16 protein-coding genes are annotated in these 14925 nt (G+C 57.0%); 6 read left to right on the forward strand and 10 right to left on the reverse strand.

The genetic code is table 11. From position 1 onward, the window contains the following. Nucleotides 1-246: 246 nt before the first annotated feature. A complete protein-coding gene (locus QIT27_RS14210; protein WP_285264186.1) occupies nucleotides 247-378 on the forward strand; it encodes a hypothetical protein in 132 nt (43 codons plus the stop codon). A 121-nt stretch (nucleotides 379-499) separates the two neighbouring features. Here QIT27_RS14210 and QIT27_RS14215 read toward each other — a convergent pair whose 3' ends face one another. Together QIT27_RS14215 and QIT27_RS14220 are read right to left on the reverse strand one after the other, a co-directional pair. Further along, on the reverse strand, nucleotides 500-1039 hold the full coding sequence (locus tag QIT27_RS14215) for a phosphatase PAP2 family protein (RefSeq protein WP_159340691.1): 540 nt from the start codon (nucleotides 1037-1039) through the stop codon (nucleotides 500-502). Further along, complete coding sequence (locus QIT27_RS14220; protein ID WP_285264187.1) at nucleotides 1002-2165, reverse strand: glycosyltransferase family 4 protein; 1164 nt, start codon at nucleotides 2163-2165, stop codon at nucleotides 1002-1004. The genes QIT27_RS14215 and QIT27_RS14220 overlap by 38 nt, the downstream gene beginning before the upstream one ends. Nucleotides 2166-2554: 389 nt before the next feature. On the opposite strand from QIT27_RS14220, the gene QIT27_RS14225 reads away from it, so the two are divergent. Both QIT27_RS14225 and QIT27_RS14230 read left to right on the forward strand, forming a co-directional pair. Beyond that, a complete protein-coding gene (locus QIT27_RS14225) occupies nucleotides 2555-3562 on the forward strand; it encodes a porin (protein ID WP_253019212.1) in 1008 nt (335 codons plus the stop codon). Between the two features lie 141 nt (nucleotides 3563-3703). Continuing rightward, on the forward strand, nucleotides 3704-4369 hold the full coding sequence (locus QIT27_RS14230; RefSeq protein ID WP_285264188.1) for an SDR family oxidoreductase: 666 nt from the start codon (nucleotides 3704-3706) through the stop codon (nucleotides 4367-4369). Nucleotides 4370-4396: 27 nt separating this feature from the next. Here the strand turns inward: QIT27_RS14230 and phnE are convergent, their stop codons facing one another. The 7 genes from phnE to ugpB all read right to left on the reverse strand — a co-directional run bounded on the left by phnE (nucleotide 4397) and on the right by ugpB (nucleotide 11440). Then, nucleotides 4397-5200, reverse strand: coding sequence for a phosphonate ABC transporter, permease protein PhnE (gene phnE, locus QIT27_RS14235; RefSeq protein ID WP_285264189.1), 804 nt, complete (start codon nucleotides 5198-5200; stop codon nucleotides 4397-4399). A gap of 1 nt (nucleotide 5201) precedes the next feature. Next, a complete protein-coding gene (phnC, locus tag QIT27_RS14240) occupies nucleotides 5202-6005 on the reverse strand; it encodes a phosphonate ABC transporter ATP-binding protein (protein WP_253019209.1) in 804 nt (267 codons plus the stop codon). A 143-nt stretch (nucleotides 6006-6148) separates the two neighbouring features. Continuing rightward, complete coding sequence (gene phnD, locus QIT27_RS14245; RefSeq protein WP_253019208.1) at nucleotides 6149-7024, reverse strand: phosphate/phosphite/phosphonate ABC transporter substrate-binding protein; 876 nt, start codon at nucleotides 7022-7024, stop codon at nucleotides 6149-6151. 192 nt (nucleotides 7025-7216) lie between these two features. Then, nucleotides 7217-8272, reverse strand: coding sequence for a sn-glycerol-3-phosphate import ATP-binding protein UgpC (locus QIT27_RS14250; RefSeq protein WP_285264190.1), 1056 nt, complete (start codon nucleotides 8270-8272; stop codon nucleotides 7217-7219). Nucleotides 8273-8274: 2 nt separating this feature from the next. Then, nucleotides 8275-9117 carry a sn-glycerol-3-phosphate ABC transporter permease UgpE gene (gene ugpE, locus QIT27_RS14255; protein WP_159340695.1) on the reverse strand — a complete coding sequence of 281 codons (843 nt, stop codon included), beginning with the start codon at nucleotides 9115-9117 and terminating at the stop codon, nucleotides 8275-8277. Nucleotides 9118-9144: 27 nt separating this feature from the next. Further along, nucleotides 9145-10029 carry a sn-glycerol-3-phosphate ABC transporter permease UgpA gene (gene ugpA, locus QIT27_RS14260; RefSeq protein ID WP_285264191.1) on the reverse strand — a complete coding sequence of 295 codons (885 nt, stop codon included), beginning with the start codon at nucleotides 10027-10029 and terminating at the stop codon, nucleotides 9145-9147. Between the two features lie 85 nt (nucleotides 10030-10114). Continuing rightward, entirely contained in the window at nucleotides 10115-11440 is a 1326-nt protein-coding gene (ugpB, locus tag QIT27_RS14265) for a sn-glycerol-3-phosphate ABC transporter substrate-binding protein UgpB (RefSeq protein ID WP_285264192.1), read from the reverse strand. A gap of 201 nt (nucleotides 11441-11641) precedes the next feature. On the opposite strand from ugpB, the gene argE reads away from it, so the two are divergent. Further along, nucleotides 11642-12811 (forward strand): acetylornithine deacetylase, encoded by a 1170-nt coding sequence (gene argE, locus QIT27_RS14270; protein ID WP_285264193.1) that lies wholly within the window; start codon nucleotides 11642-11644, stop codon nucleotides 12809-12811. A gap of 81 nt (nucleotides 12812-12892) precedes the next feature. On the opposite strand, the gene QIT27_RS14275 is transcribed toward argE, so the two are convergent. Then, the gene (locus QIT27_RS14275; protein ID WP_159340699.1) at nucleotides 12893-13204 is read right to left on the reverse strand and encodes a hypothetical protein; all 312 of its coding nucleotides are present in this window, start codon (nucleotides 13202-13204) and stop codon (nucleotides 12893-12895) included. Nucleotides 13205-13359: 155 nt separating this feature from the next. Between QIT27_RS14275 and QIT27_RS14280 the strand changes: the two genes are divergently transcribed. Both QIT27_RS14280 and QIT27_RS14285 read left to right on the forward strand, forming a co-directional pair. Beyond that, on the forward strand, nucleotides 13360-13821 hold the full coding sequence (locus QIT27_RS14280; RefSeq protein ID WP_159340700.1) for a YchJ family protein: 462 nt from the start codon (nucleotides 13360-13362) through the stop codon (nucleotides 13819-13821). Between the two features lie 37 nt (nucleotides 13822-13858). Next, nucleotides 13859-14908: a Bug family tripartite tricarboxylate transporter substrate binding protein gene (locus QIT27_RS14285; RefSeq protein WP_285264194.1), complete on the forward strand. Its 1050-nt coding sequence runs from the start codon at nucleotides 13859-13861 to the stop codon at nucleotides 14906-14908. Nucleotides 14909-14925: the final 17 nt, after the last annotated feature.

Consider the following 14925-nt stretch of genomic DNA (forward strand, 5'->3'; position numbering starts at 1 on the left):
GTCGATCATCGATGCCAAGGAGCGGCCGCGATGCAAAACAGCCATCTCGCTTTTGTGAGGTGGTTTTTTTGCGTCGATATGTATACGTAAGTCCCTGATATAGATGGTTGTCATGTGCTCATGGCGTGACTTGCACAGCATTTGTACAGATGAAGGTTCGGTTTTGGTCTATCCTTTCGTTTACACCAAAATTGAGCGGTTAGAAGACGTCAACGTCGCAGCCGTGTACTTTCAGGGACAAACGCTATGGCGATGGTATTGATGTTGGGCATGTTCGTCCTGTTTTTGGGGTTTTCAGGGGTCGGTGTGTACATGATGTTCAAGACATCATTGATGACCGTCGCCGATGATCGAGACGATAGGCCGCCCGATATGTAGTGCTGGCACGTGTCTGTCCGTGAAAAAAGCTACGCGCTCCATCGACAAATGGAGCGCGTAGCTTTTTACGTTCAAGAGCGCTGTGGTAGGTGAACAGCGGTTTAGAGGATGTGGGGCTTAGCTACCCCATCCAGTACAGGCTCAGTAACGCGAAGCCGTAACCCATCACACCGCCGACCAGTACATCGCTGACATAGTGCAGCCCAAGCCCCACACGAGAGATGGCAATCAGCAGGCTCAGTGGCAGAACGATGGGTAGCAGCCAGGGGGTATGTGCGGCTACCAGGACGCTAAACATGACGGCGTGCATGGTGTGTCCGCTGGGGAAGCTGTAACGGTCTCGTGCAGGTTCGCCACAGTGCACGCCGCCCAGATAGGTAATGAAGGGGCGCTCGCGACATAGCTTGGTTTTGACCAGTTTGTAAACCGTGACGGCCACGAGGGCAATCAGCGAGTATTGCAGCATGCGCCATACGCCGTCCGGTTGTAGCCAGGGCTGCGCCGCAATCAACAGCACCCACACCGGCCAATCACCCAGTTTGCTGGCGGTTTGTAAGGCCAAGCGCCAGGGGCGATAAAGCGAGAGATGCGTCACTCGCTGGCAAAACCGCCACTCCCAGAGATCAAGACGATCGAATACGACAAGCGGACGAGCTCGCATGATTAGCCTCCTGGGCGTAGTTGAGGTAGCGCAGAAATTGCTCCGCGATGCCCGACCAGCTCTGTTCCAGGGCGCGTAAACGGGCAATTCTTCCTATTCGTGCGTATTCGGCGGGATGTTGGCAAAGCGCAACGGCGGCTTGCTGAAACGCCATGGCGTCGTTGGGTTCGACCGTAATCCCGTTATGACCGCTCTGGATCAGTTCGGCGCTAGCAGCGTGGCGATACGCCACCACCGCGAGTCCGCTCGCCATGGCCTCGGTGACCACATTACCCCAGGTTTCCGACAGCGAGGGAAACACAAACATATCGGCGCTGGCGTAGTGTCGAGCCAGCGCCTGTTTATCGACGAATCCCGTAAAATGCGCGTCAGGGAGCGCTTTCTCTAATTGTGCTCGCCCGGGGCCGTCGCCGACGACCACGAGGGCCATGTCGGGACGTACGTCACGCATGGCCTGGAAGGTTTCTTGCAGCAACGCGAGATTCTTCTCTGGCGCTAGCCGACCCACGTAAAGCGCGACTGGCTGATGTTCGCTGACGCCCCACGCTTTTCTCAGCGCATCATCGCGGTGGGCGGGCGAAAATTTATCGCCGTCGATCCCCCGCGACAAAACTTGTACGTCGTGGATACCCTGCTGGCGCAGCAGCGCGGCCTGTTGCTGGGTAGGCACCAGAGTGAGCGCGCAACCGTTGTGGAAGTAGCGCAAGTAGCGGCGTGTGGCAGATGATAGCCAGGAGACACCGTAATCATGGCAATAGTGATCGAAATTGGTATGCCAACCCGCTACCAGTGGAAGTTCGAGCTGTGTGGCCGCCTGCCGAGCCGCCCAACCAAGCGGCCCTTGGGTCGCTAGATAAACCACGTCAGGCCGATGCTGCTGCCAAAAACGACGCAGCGTGGCGGGGCGAGCAAAGCCCACCTGTACATCACGGTAGCCTGGGATCGAGCAGCGATTGACCTGTAGTTCTTGCTCGACACCCTGGGCGGTGCCAGCCACTCTTGGCGTTGGACGAATCACATCCACTGTGACTCCCAGACGCTGTAACTCACGGCACACCCGGTTAAGCGTGTGGGCGACGCCGTTGATTTCTGGTGACCATGTTTCGCTAACGATACAAAGTCGCATGAGCGATGCATCCCTTTATCACGTTTTCGAACATGATGCGCAGTCACAATGACACTGCCGAGTCAGGTAAGTGAACAAGCGATGACAGGCGGTGAGACGTCGCTGCCATTGGCAACTTTTTTAACGTTAATGAATATGGCGTCGACTCTTTCCATAACAAACAAATGTTAATGTTTAGAGTCATTTTTGTTTAATTTATTTTTTATAAAAGATAAACAAATAAAATAAAACTTTAAGAAGAATGACATATATCTTCTCTAAGGTAGCCAGTGACGAGGCAGCCAACGCCTCCATTGTGCCTTCGCAACGCGCAATCATAACGACTTAACGTTCTACTCTAGCTCAAGAAGTGCTGATAACAAGCACTGGCGACTCTAAAGGGATCCATCATGTTTAAGAAAACGACACTTGCTCTGGCCGTTAGTGGTTTATTGGGTGCCTCTGCGGCCCAAGCGGCGATGGTTTACGATCAGGATGGCACTACGCTGGATATCTATGGCCGTATTGCCATGGGTATCGAAGGCGGCGGTGCGGAAGAAAATAACGTCGATAATGGCGAAGAGTTCCGTAACTTTGGTTCTCGTCTTCGCGTAACTGCTGGCCATCAGATTACGTCCGACCTGCGCGCATTTGCTCGTGTCGAGTGGCGTTTTACGGGTGACGAGCGTAACCAGGCGTCTGGCTTCGATGAAGTTCGCAACAGCTACATCGGTCTGGATAGTGAGCAATACGGTACGTTCACTGCTGGTAACTTCGACAGCTTCTACGATGGCGAAGTCATGGGAGTGTTCGACGTTTACGTCGAGCGTGGATATGAGTTTGCCGGTGGTGGTTTGCAAGCGCGTGGTGACTCTCTGGCCTACATGACGCCGGATTTCAATGGTTTCCAAGCATTCGTTGCTGCTAAGCACTTCTCAGAGCGTGGATTAGCTGAGTCTGCTCAAACTAGCGAAGGTAGCGTGATTGCGACCCAAGGTGGCATCACTTACGCAACTGGTCCGCTGCGTCTGGCGCTGGGTTACGTTGAAGACACCGTTCGTGGTGGTGGTAACGGCGAGACTCGCGTGGGCACGACCGCTGAATACGCCATCAACGACGCGTTCGCGGCACGTTTGGGTTACGAAACTCGCGGCGACAGCGACACCCTGGGTGGCGGCTTTGACACCGTTGGTCTGGGTGGCACCTTCGCTACTGGCGCATGGACGTTCTACCTCGATTACTACAACATCGAGCTGGACAACGTTTCCGACAGCCGTGATGCATGGGCCGCTGCCGCGCATTACGACCTGTCCAACAACTTCGATGTCTTCGTTGAGTTGAACGATGCCAACGAAGATGCAGTGAATAACTACGAAGATGACCTGTACTACGCGGTAGGTGCGCGTTATCACTTCTAAGTGAGCGTTTGGGGCTAATTCATGCCCTAGGTTCCTTAATGTTTTAAGCTTTGTAAGATCGTTTTTGCCGATGTGTCAATGACACATCGGCTTTTTGCGTTATGCTGTTTTATTATTTAATCGCGTGTTTAAGGAGAGAGGATGTCGTCCATCGTTGTAATTACAGGCGCAAATCGTGGCGTAGGATTAGCACTTGCTGAGCATTATCAACAGGAGGGATGGAAAGTCATCGGCGTGTGTCGCCAAACGTCTGATGAGCTAGCGCGTGTCGCTGACAACGTGATAGAAGGCATTGATGTGACCCAGGACGACGATATCGCGCGCCTTTCTGCGGCGTTAGCCGAGCACACCATTGACCTTTTGATCAATAATGCGGGCCTGCTGCGCGATGATGTGTTGGGAGATATCGAGATCGACAGCCTACGCCAGCAGATGGAAATCAATGCCTATGCGCCGCTGCGAGTCTCCGAAGCGCTGCTGCCGATGATGAAAAAGGGCAGTAAAATCGCCAATATTACTAGCCGGATGGGCTCTTTGGCCGATAACGACTCAGGTGGCCGCTACGGCTACCGTGCGTCAAAAGCGGCGCTTAACGCCTTTGGTAAATCGTTAGCCATCGACCTCAAGCCTCGCGGCATCGCCGTGGCGCAGCTGCATCCGGGCTATGTGAAAACCCGCATGGTTAACTTTGGTGGCCACATCAGCCCGCAGGAGTCAGCGACGGGCATTGCCGCCTGTATCAAAGCGCTCAACTTAGAGAATAGCGGCGGCTTCTGGCACTCCAATGGCGAGCAGTTGCCTTGGTAACGCACCAGATAACCGCCTATCGGTAGCTTAGATCACACGCTTGCGGATTTGCGACGAGAGCTGTTCAAAACCAATGACCACGACCAGAATCACTAAAATAATGGTTAGCGCGCGGTCATAGTTAAATAGCCGCATGGCGGCGGCGAGTTCGACGCCAATGCCGCCTGCGCCCACCAGCCCTAGCGTAACCGCTGAACGCAGCGCTTTTTCGACGCTGTATAAGCTGGTGGCCGTCATCGATGCGAGGGTTTCTGGCAAAACCGCACCGCCAATGACGGATAGCCTCCCCGCGCCGGTAGCGGCTAGCGCATCGGAAGGACCAGGGTGGACTTCCTCGATCCGCTCTGAGAAAAAGCGGGCGGCGGCAAAACCAATCGTATCCATCACGATGGCTAGCACGCCCGCCATCGGGCCTAACCCGACCGCCACGACAAAAATCAGCGCCCAGATAAGGTCTGGAATAGTGCGCATGGTGGCAATCATCAGCCGTGTCATGGAGCGCACCCACGGCGCGGGGGAGGTATTGCGTGCCGCCAGTAGTGCAAACGGCACGCTGAGAATAACGCCCAGCGTCACACCGACAATGGCAATGTTGAGGGTTTCATACATCGACCATGCCAGTACGTCTAAATTGCTGAGATCCGGTGGGAAAGCCCGTCCTATAAAGTGACCTAGGTTCGTCGCCCCGCGTATCAAACGCTCGAGTGTGACATTGGTGGCCATGACGCCCTGAATAAACAGCGCTAAAAAGCCAAGGCTGATGCCCCAAACAAACAGGGAAGGGCGGCGAAACCGGGGAGGTAGACCGGTGGTGGGAAGTTTCGACGGCATATTAGATCGCCCTAAGCGGTTGGCTGGTTGTGGGAGAAGAGGGCGTTTGTTCGACGCGGGTGTCACCTTGATAGAGCGCCTGCATATCGCTCAGCGTGGCCGTCTCACGAGGCGTATCGAGCACTACGGTACCCGCTTTCATGCCCACAATGCGGTCGCCGTACTGTTGCGCTAGCTCTAGCTGGTGCAGCGTACACAGCACGGTGAGTCCACGTTCGCTCACTACCTCTAGCAGCAGGTCCATAATCTCGCGTCCCGCTTTTGGGTCCAGGCTGGCGATGGGTTCATCCGCAATGATGATTTGAGCGTCCTGCATTAGCGTTCTGGCAATGGCGACGCGCTGCTGCTGACCGCCAGACAGTTCACGACAGCTGGCCTGGGCCTTATGGGCCAACCCCACTCGGTCGAGTGACTGCATGGCGCGCTCGCGAAGCTCGTGACTTGCGGTGCAAGAGAGTGTGGACAGTAAGCCAAGACGCTGCTGGCCCAGTGCGCCATACAGCACGTTTTGAAACACGCTGACGTTCTGGACTAAGTTGAACTGCTGAAACACCACACCGATTTTTTGGCGTAGCGTGCGCAAACGCGGTTTGGAAAGCTGCGAAAGCGATTCGTTGAAAATGCGAATATCGCCCTGATCGTGAGGGGCTAAGCCGTTGATACAGCGCATCAGCGTGGATTTACCACAGCCGTTAGCCCCCAGCAAAATGACACACTCCCCTTTGGGGATGCTGAGCGTTAGCCCACGCAGGACATGTAAGCTGCCGTAATGTTTGTGAACATTAGCAATATCGATGGCATTCATACAAAAACCTCCTGCGCGGATGCCAGGAGGGAGAGTGAAACAACAGACATGAGAGACCTACCGTGTCTTGGTACTAACAGAGCCTTCGCTCGTTCAACGCACGTCCCTGTGCGATCACGATAAAGGGAACGGTGGAAAACGAATTAAAGGGCTATGCCCGCCGCTTCGTAGGCCTGACGCACGACATCGTAATCTTCATTGGTGCGGTCAAAGCCCAGCGAGGAGTCGCGGTTCAAAAACTTATCTTCGTTGCGGTCGGTGGCAATCAGCGCGTTCCACAGGGTGTCGCGGTTCTCTTCCAGGGTGCTGCGTAGCGCTGTTTTACAAGCGTCGTCTAGCGAGCCGCGCATCACCACCGGGTCACCGGGTAAAACATCGCTGGTGGCAATCACACGGTATTCGCCGTCCGGGTCCATCGCCTGGATCTCTTCGATATCGCGGTTACCGCCACCCATGGCATCCACATCGCCGTTAACCAGCGCGGCGATACGGGCATCGCCCGCCATAATGATCTCAAGGTCGCGATCAATATCCAGGCCCGCATCAACCAGCATTTGGCTTGGGAAAATATGGCCGCTGGTGGAGCCCACATCTTTCAAAGCAACGCGATGGCCTGCCAGGTCTTCCAGCGACTGAATATCGCTATCGGCGGGAACATAAAAGCTGCTGCCGTAGTGGGGGCGCTCAATCGCAAACAGAATTTCAATATCGCTTTCGCGGTCGAACAGGACGAACTCAGACGGCCCCGCAAACACAAGGTCCACGTCATCATACTGCAGCGCGGTGCCTGCCGCCGTGCGGTTGCTCAGGCTAAACATCTCAAGCGTGAGGCCGGTGGTCTCTTCAAACGCTTCAGCAAAGGGGCCAAACGCCTCTTCGAGTGGGCCCATGCCCTCGATACCCGTATCGGCCATGCGGATAGGGTTAGGGCAAACGTTGCTGAGATCGCTATTGGCTTGGGCTGTGGAGACCGTGAAAGTGGTGGCCGCTACCGCCAGTGCTATTAGAGTTTTCATCATGGAGCGTTTCCTGAAACGTTGAAGGTGCTGCCTGGCGAATGGAAACAAGCAGCAGGTTAAAGTGTGTTTCAGGTTGTCAGCCCTCTGTGACATTCGAGTGTCGTCCATATGACGTTATGATCACGTGACGATGACAGGCTGCTGGTAAGGAAGCCGCTACGCCTCAGGCGAGTCTCTCCCAAGGCGTAGAGGTTAGTGCGAGGTACGTTTACCAGTGGTGCTGTTGAACGGGTGAAGTGCATCGCTGGTGACGTACACCTGCAGCGTTTCACCTTCGCTGACCGGCGGCTGGCCTGCGGTACGCACCACCGTGGGTTGGTCGCTGCCTGCCAAGTTCAGGTAAAGATGGCTCTCTGCCCCGGCGGCTTCAAACAGCATCAAGGTAGCGTTCAGCGTTATATAGGGCGCGGCTGGCGGGGCGAGCAGCATATCGTCCGGGCGGATGCCGACGGTATCAGTCTCTTTCGGCAACTGACTCAGCACGCCCTGGGTATCCTGCTGAGCAAGATAATCCAGCGGCAGCATGTTCATGGCCGGGGAGCCAATAAACTCCGCTACAAACATGGTAGCTGGGCGGGCGTAGATCTCCATCGGGGTGCCTACCTGCTCGATTTGCCCGGCATTCAGCACCACGAGCCGGTCGCCCAGCGTCATCGCTTCGAGCTGGTCGTGGGTCACGTAGAGGCTGGTGGTTTTTAACCGCCGCTGAAGCTGCTTGATCTCGACACGCATCTGCACGCGCAGCTTGGCATCCAGGTTAGAGAGTGGCTCGTCGAACAGAAACGCAGCGGGCTCGCGTACTAACGCACGGCCCATCGCCACCCGCTGGCGCTGGCCGCCGGAGAGCTTGCGCGGTTTGCGCTCCAAAAAGTCCTCAATCTCCAGCATCTTAGCCGCCGTGCGCACCCGCTGGTCGATGTCGTCTTTCTTGAAGCCGCGATTCTTCAGGCCATATGCCAAGTTGTTGTACACCGTCATATGCGGGTAGAGGGCGTAGTTTTGGAACACCATGGCGATATCCCGCTCGGCGGGCTCTAGCTGGTTCACTACACGCTCGCCGATTTTCAGGGTGCCCTCGGTGATGGTCTCCAGACCTGCCACCATGCGCAGCAAGGTGGATTTACCGCAGCCGGAAGGCCCGACCAGCACCACAAACTCGCCGTCCTGAATGTGTAAATCGACCCCTTTGACCGCTGTTACGTTGCCCGCGTAGGTTTTTTTTAGCCCTTCCAAGGTAATGCTGGCCATGGTTATTTCTCCGTCTCGGTCAGGCCTTTCACAAACAGGCGTTGCATAAACAGAATCACTAATACCGGTGGCAGAGCCGCCATCACCACGGCGGCCATAATGAGGTGCCACTGGGGGTTCTCTTCAGAGGTCATGCGCTGAATGCCCATCACAATGGTGTAGTAGTCCGGGTCGGTGGTGATCAACAGCGGCCACAGATACTGGTTCCAGCCGTAAATAAACATGATCACGAACAGCGCGGCGATATTGGTGATGGAGAGCGGCATCAAAATGTCTTTGAAGAATTTCAGCGGGCCTGCGCCATCCACCCGGGCCGCTTCCAGCATCTCTTCGGGGATGGTCATAAAAAACTGCCGAAACAGAAACGTCGCGGTGGCGGAAGCAATGAGCGGTATCGATAGCCCGGCAAAGCTATTGAGCATGTTGAGATCCGCGACCACCTGGAAGGTAGGAATAATGCGTACCTCCACCGGCAGCATCAGGGTAAGAAAGATGAGCCAGAAGAAGAACATCCGAAAGCGGAAGCGGAAGTACACAATCGCAAAGGCGGAGAGCAGCGAGATCGACAGCTTACCCACGGTAATCGCCATGGCCATGATAAAGCTGTTCCATAGCATGGTGCCGGCAGGCGGTGCGCCCGCGTTAGACACACCGGATTGCCACATGCGGGTAAAGTTTTCTATGCCGTGGGCACCGGGCAGCATCGGCAGCGTGCCGCGCAGCAGGTCGCCCGGCGCTTGGGTCGAGGCCACCAGCGCCACGTAGACGGGAAACACCACCACCGCGACGCCGACCATCAGCGTTAAGTGGGCAAAAAAGTTCGCCCAGGGACGATTTTCAACCATGACAAGACTCCAACAGTCAGCCTGCGGCTAGTAGTTCACCCGGCGCTCGATAAAGCGGAACTGCACCACCGTGAGTGCGACCACAATCACCATCAAAATCACCGACTGCGCGGCGGATGACCCCAGGTTCAGGCCGACAAAGCCATCGGCGTACACTTTGTACACCAGTGTGTTGGTGGCCTGGGCGGGGCCGCCCTGGGTAGTGGCGTGAATAATCCCGAAGGTATCGAACATCGCGTACACCACGTTCACCACCATCAGGAAGAAGGTGGTGGGAGACAGTAGGGGAAACACAATGGTCCAGAAGCGCTTCATGGGGCTGGCGCCATCAATGGCGGCGGCTTCGATAAGCGATTGGGGAATCGACTGCAGCCCTGCCAGGAAGAACAGAAAGTTATAAGAGATCTGTTTCCAGGCGGCGGCAAAAATCACCAGCAGCATGGCGTCCGCCCCTGAGGTGCGGTGGTTCCACTGATAGCCCACCATATCCAGCATGTAAGGCACGATGCCGATGGAGGGGTTGAAGATAAACCACCACAGCACCCCGGCGATGGCGGGGGCAATGGCATAGGGCCACACCAGCAGTGTGGTGTAGGTGCTGCGCGAGCGAATCATGCGATTCACCGTGCAGGCCAGCAGCAGCGCCACTGCCATGGAGAGCAGCGTCGTGCCAATGGCGAAAACTGCCGTCACCGAGAGCGAGTTGAGGTAGTTGCCGTCACGGAACAGCCGGGCAAAGTTGTCCAACCCGACAAAGGTGGTGCGTAGGCCAAACGCATCTTCACGGAGCAGCGATTGGTAGAGCGCTTGACCGGCAGGCCAGATAAAGAAAATCAGCGTGATAATGACCTGAGGGGCGAGTAGCGCATAGGGCAGAAAGCGCCCTGGGAAGGTCATGCGTTTGGTTTGCATAAGCGACGAAACCTGCGATTAACAGACGGCACTAATAACGACATCGCCGCCTGCCTAAAAGGCAGGCGGCGAAGCAGGTGCTTACTTACTGATTCGCGGATTCAAAATCGCGTAGTAGTTGGTTGCCGCGCTCTACTGCCGCATCAGCCGCTTCTTGGCCCGACTTGTTGCCGGTCATCACTGCTTCCATCTCCTCAGAGATGATGTCGCGGATCTGTACGAAGTTACCAAAGCGCAGGCCTTTGGAGTTCTCGGTGGGCTCGTTCAGCGTCATCTGCTTCAGCGAGGTATCCGCACCGGGGTTCTCATCGTAGTAGCCCTGCTCTTGGCTCAAGTCCCAAGCGGCTTGAGTAATCGGCAGGTAGCCGGTTTGCTGGTGCCATTCGGCCTGTACTTCCGGCTGAGAGAGGTACTCGAAAAACGCTGCGACGGCGGCGTATTCGTCATCAGTGTGGCCCTGCAAGGCCCAAAGTGTTGCCCCACCAATGATAGAGTTCTGCGGTGCGCCTTCTACGTCAGCGTAGTAGGGCTGCATGCCAAAACCCACTTCAAAGTCGGCGTTGGCAGCCACATCGGCACGGGAGGCGGACGAACCGAAGAAGATCGCGCACTCTTGGGAGTAGAACAGCGGTTCGGCATCTGGGCCAGGGCCGGGGCCGCCCCATTTGAAGGCACCGGCATCTTGCCAGGTTTTCAGGTTATCCCAGTGGCGGGCGACCAGCTCGTTGTTGAAGTTCAGCTCGGTCTCCAACCCACCAAAGCCGTTTTCCAGCGTGCCCAGCGGGGAGTTATGCATAGCGGAGAAGTTCTCCAGCATCACCCAGCTCGGCCACGAGGTGGTAAAGCCGCAGTTAGCAGCACCCGATTCGGTAATTTGGGTAGCGTATTCAGCCACCTCTTCCCAGGTTTGTGGCGGCTGTTCTGGGTCTAGGCCGGCTTCCTCGAACACATCGCGGTTGTAGTACATGATGGGCGTAGAGGAGTTGAACGGGAACGACAGCATGTTGCCGTTGGTATCGGTGTAGTAGCCCACTACGGCGGGCAGGAAGGCGTCACGGTCAAATGCGCGGCCATGGTCTTCCATTAGCTCATACACCGGATAAATCGCCCCGTCGGCGTTCATCATGGTGCCGGTGCCGACCTCGAACACCTGCAGGATGTGCGGCTGCTCGCCTGCGCGGAACGCTGCAATGGCGCCGGTCATGGTTTCGGTATAGTTGCCGCGATAGCTGGGGGTCACGCGGTACTCATCTTGAGAAGCGTTGAACTCTTCGGTCATGCCTTCCAGGATCTCACCCAGCTGGCCGCCCATGGCATGCCACCAGGTCACTTCGGTGGCGGCAGTGGCGGAGAGGCTGAACGAGGCGGTGGCAACACCGAGGGCAAGCGCGTGCAACGTGAAACGAGACATAACGGCTCCTTGTAGGTCTTGCGCAGTACGTTTATTGAGTTGTTGGGTGCACTGAACAGTAGGAAGTGTAGATGACGCTTTCGTGAATGCACGGTGAACTTGCCGTGACGGCCAACGTTTAGTGAGACGCTTGCAGTGCCCAGTAGGCAAAGGACAGGCGGGGTGCTAGGGTGGCTGAAAAGCCTAACGAACGAGATCAACATGACCGATGCGACTGCGCTGCTGGCCCAATTGGTGGCGTTCGACACGACCTCCAGCGAATCGAATTTGGCACTTATCGAATTCGTCGAGGGCTATCTAGCCGATTACGGTGTGACCGCCGAACGGGTGATGAGCCCCTGCGGCACCAAAGCCAACCTGATTGCCCGCATTGGCCCGGATGCCCCCGGCGGCGTGATGCTGTCAGGCCATACCGATGTAGTGCCCGTGGCTGGCCAGCCCTGGAGCAGCGACCCGTTCACCCTGCGCGATGGCGGCGATGGCCGTTTATATGGGCGCGGCACTTGCGATATGAAAGGCTTTATTGCCTGTGCGCTCGCCATGGTGCCCACCTGGGCGAGGGCACCGCTGAAGCAGCCGATTTACTTCGGCTTCTCTTATGACGAAGAGATCGGCTGCGTGGGCGCCCCCAGCTTGATAAAGCGCTTTTGTGAGCACTACTCCACCACGGCTCATGTGATTGTCGGCGAGCCCACCAGCATGCAGCCGGTGGTGGCGCAAAAGGGCGCGACCAACCTGCGCACCACCGTGATTGGCCGTGAAGCGCACAGTAGCCAAGTGAATCAAGGCACCTCCGCGATCCACGTGGCCGCAAGGCTAGTGACGTTCATCGAGGACACTATGGCCGCACTGGTGGAAGAGGGACGCGTGGATGAGGCTTTTAACGTGCCGCATACCAGTTTGCATGTGGGTAAAATCAAAGGCGGCACGGCCATCAATATCATGGCGCGGGAGTGCCAGTTCGAGTGGGAGATTCGCCACCTACCCACAGAAACCTTTGAAGAGGTGTACGGGCGCTTTAGCGACTACTGCGCAACGCTCAGTGAGGCGTTAAGTGCTCAGGGCAAAACCGTGGAAATCATCACTGAGCCGTTGAATGTCACGGTGCCAGGGCTGGCCGACCGTGACAATCAGCAAGTATTGCGGCTGGCGCAAGATCACCTTCCTAACGGCTGCTGCCAGCATGCGGTTGCCTATGCGACCGAAGCGGGGCAGTTTCAGGGGCAAGGTCTCCAGGCGATTATTTTAGGGCCGGGCAGTATTGCCCAGGCGCATCAGCCCGACGAGTACATTGACACGGCGCAGCTAGACGAGTGCAGTGCCTTCATGCAGCGTTTGGGCCGCGCCATGGAAGCGCCTTTCGCGGGCTAATGGCCGGCTGCTTGCGCCCAATAAAAACACCCGCCGGTGTCATCGGGCGGGTGTTTTTGTGAGACGCTTACGGTCTGGCTATTAATGCTGATGCTGCTCTTCGTAAAGCTCGGCTTTCGCATGGCGCATCACATCTTCGCACGCCTGCTGCTGGGCCAGCTGGGTGAGAAGCCGTTGTGTGACCTCAAACCCTTTCCCCAAGCAGGTATCCACTTCGTCACGGCTCACCTGGGGCGAGACGCTGCAGTCGATTTTGATCGTGCGGCCGCCGCCTTCCAGCCGGTCGGCGAGTTCTCTAAGCCGCCACGCGATTCGCTCTTTCCAGTTTGCTGATTCTTCCGCGCCTTCGTTTACGCTAAACGTGCACTGCCATTCCGGTTTGTAAACCTTCATAGGAGAACCTCCACTGCGTTTGGAAAGAATGATCGATCGTGTTGTCGTACTCCGTCTGTCTAGGGATCTTGCTCTGTTACTATACCCAACTCGGGGCCAATACCGAAACAAAACATCTACAGCGCCCGCAAAATGCATAAGCCAGAGCCACAGCTATGACTCACTCACAGCCTGAAAGTTGCCCCTGCGGTAGCGGTCTTCCGTTTAATGGCTGCTGCCAGCCCTACCACCAAGGGGCACTGCCACCCACGCCAGAAGCGCTGATGCGTTCACGTTACGCGGCGTTCGCGTTGAATCAGCGTGACTATCTGCTGGCAACGTGGCACGCCACGACGCGTCCTCATCAGCTACCGCCCGACCCCGATACACAGTGGCTGTCGCTGGTGATTGTCGAGGCGCCTAGCGCACAAGATGACCAGGGAACGGTGCACTTTCGCGCCACGTTTCGCGAGCCCAGTGGCTGGCATGTGTTAGAGGAGGTCTCGCGCTTCGTGAAGGAAGCGGGGCGCTGGTGGTACGTCGACGGTACGCCCAGCGTGGCGCGTTTAAAGCCGGGTCGCAATGCGCCTTGCCCCTGTGGTAGCGGGCGTAAATTAAAGGTATGTTGCAAAGCATAAGCACATCACTGCTAAGTCGTGTGAGGCATGAAACGCCATGATCGTTGGGTCGACTAACGCACTGAAAACCGTACGGCGGCACATGGGCGTTCATCGCCACACGGTCACGTCGCTATTCCTCATGGGGACACTACTGCTGGCCGCCCTTGTTGGAGTGCCTCAAGCCACCGCCGAGGAGACGCCCCGCACGAACGCTTTCTCAGCATCGGACATCAACTTGGTGGTGCCCTTTGGGCAGGGCGGCGCGACCGATATTCTATTTCGGGTCATTGCCGAGCAAGCGCAGACCTATTTGGGGACGTCGATCATCACGATGAACATGCCGGGCAACGGTGCCACGCTCGGCTCGCAGTTCGTGAAGCAAGCCGCTCCGAACGGCCTCACGCTGTTGGGCAGCCATCAAACCATCGACTTGGCCTATATCGCCGGACTGTCCGACTACTCCCACGATGCGTTTTCCCCCATTGCCCTGCTGACTCGCACCGTGAACATTCCCGCCACCGTGTCCGGCCATACGCTCACCACGGCCAGCGAGATCGCAGCGTTCGTCGAGCAGCATCCCGGTGAGCTGTTGGTGGGCATCATTCCCAACTCGACCGATCACTTCTTTTGGTTGCACTTTTTCGAGCAGACGGACATCTCGCCGGACGACATCCAGTTCGTGCGCTACCCCGATACGGGGGCTCAGGTCGTGGCGCTACTGGGCGGCGAATTGGACGTGGCCATGCTGAACCTGCCCTCCGCCGGGGGGCTGTTCGCGAGTGGTGCGCTGGTGCCGCTGGGCGTGGCCAGTGACACGCGGCTCGCGGCGCTGCCGGAGGTGCCGACATTGATCGAGCAGGGTATCGCGCTGGTCAATACGACGGATCGCGGCCTTTTTGCGCCGCTGAATACGCCGCCGGAGCGTCTGGAGCGTTTGGCCCAGGCCTTCGAGGAAGCCCTTCAACAGCCTGCGCTGGTGGAATCGCTGCAGCATACCCACGGCTCCCACGTCGATTTCATGCCCCGCGAAGCGTATGGCCGCTATCTCGATGCCCAGTACGACCAGCTGCAGCGATTGGCCGATACCATGGCGTTTGAGCGCTAGCCTTGAGGCCACAGAAC

The sequence above is a fragment of the Halomonas sp. LC1 genome, assembly GCF_030247125.1.
In the GTDB taxonomy this organism is placed as follows: Bacteria; Pseudomonadota; Gammaproteobacteria; order Pseudomonadales; family Halomonadaceae; genus Vreelandella.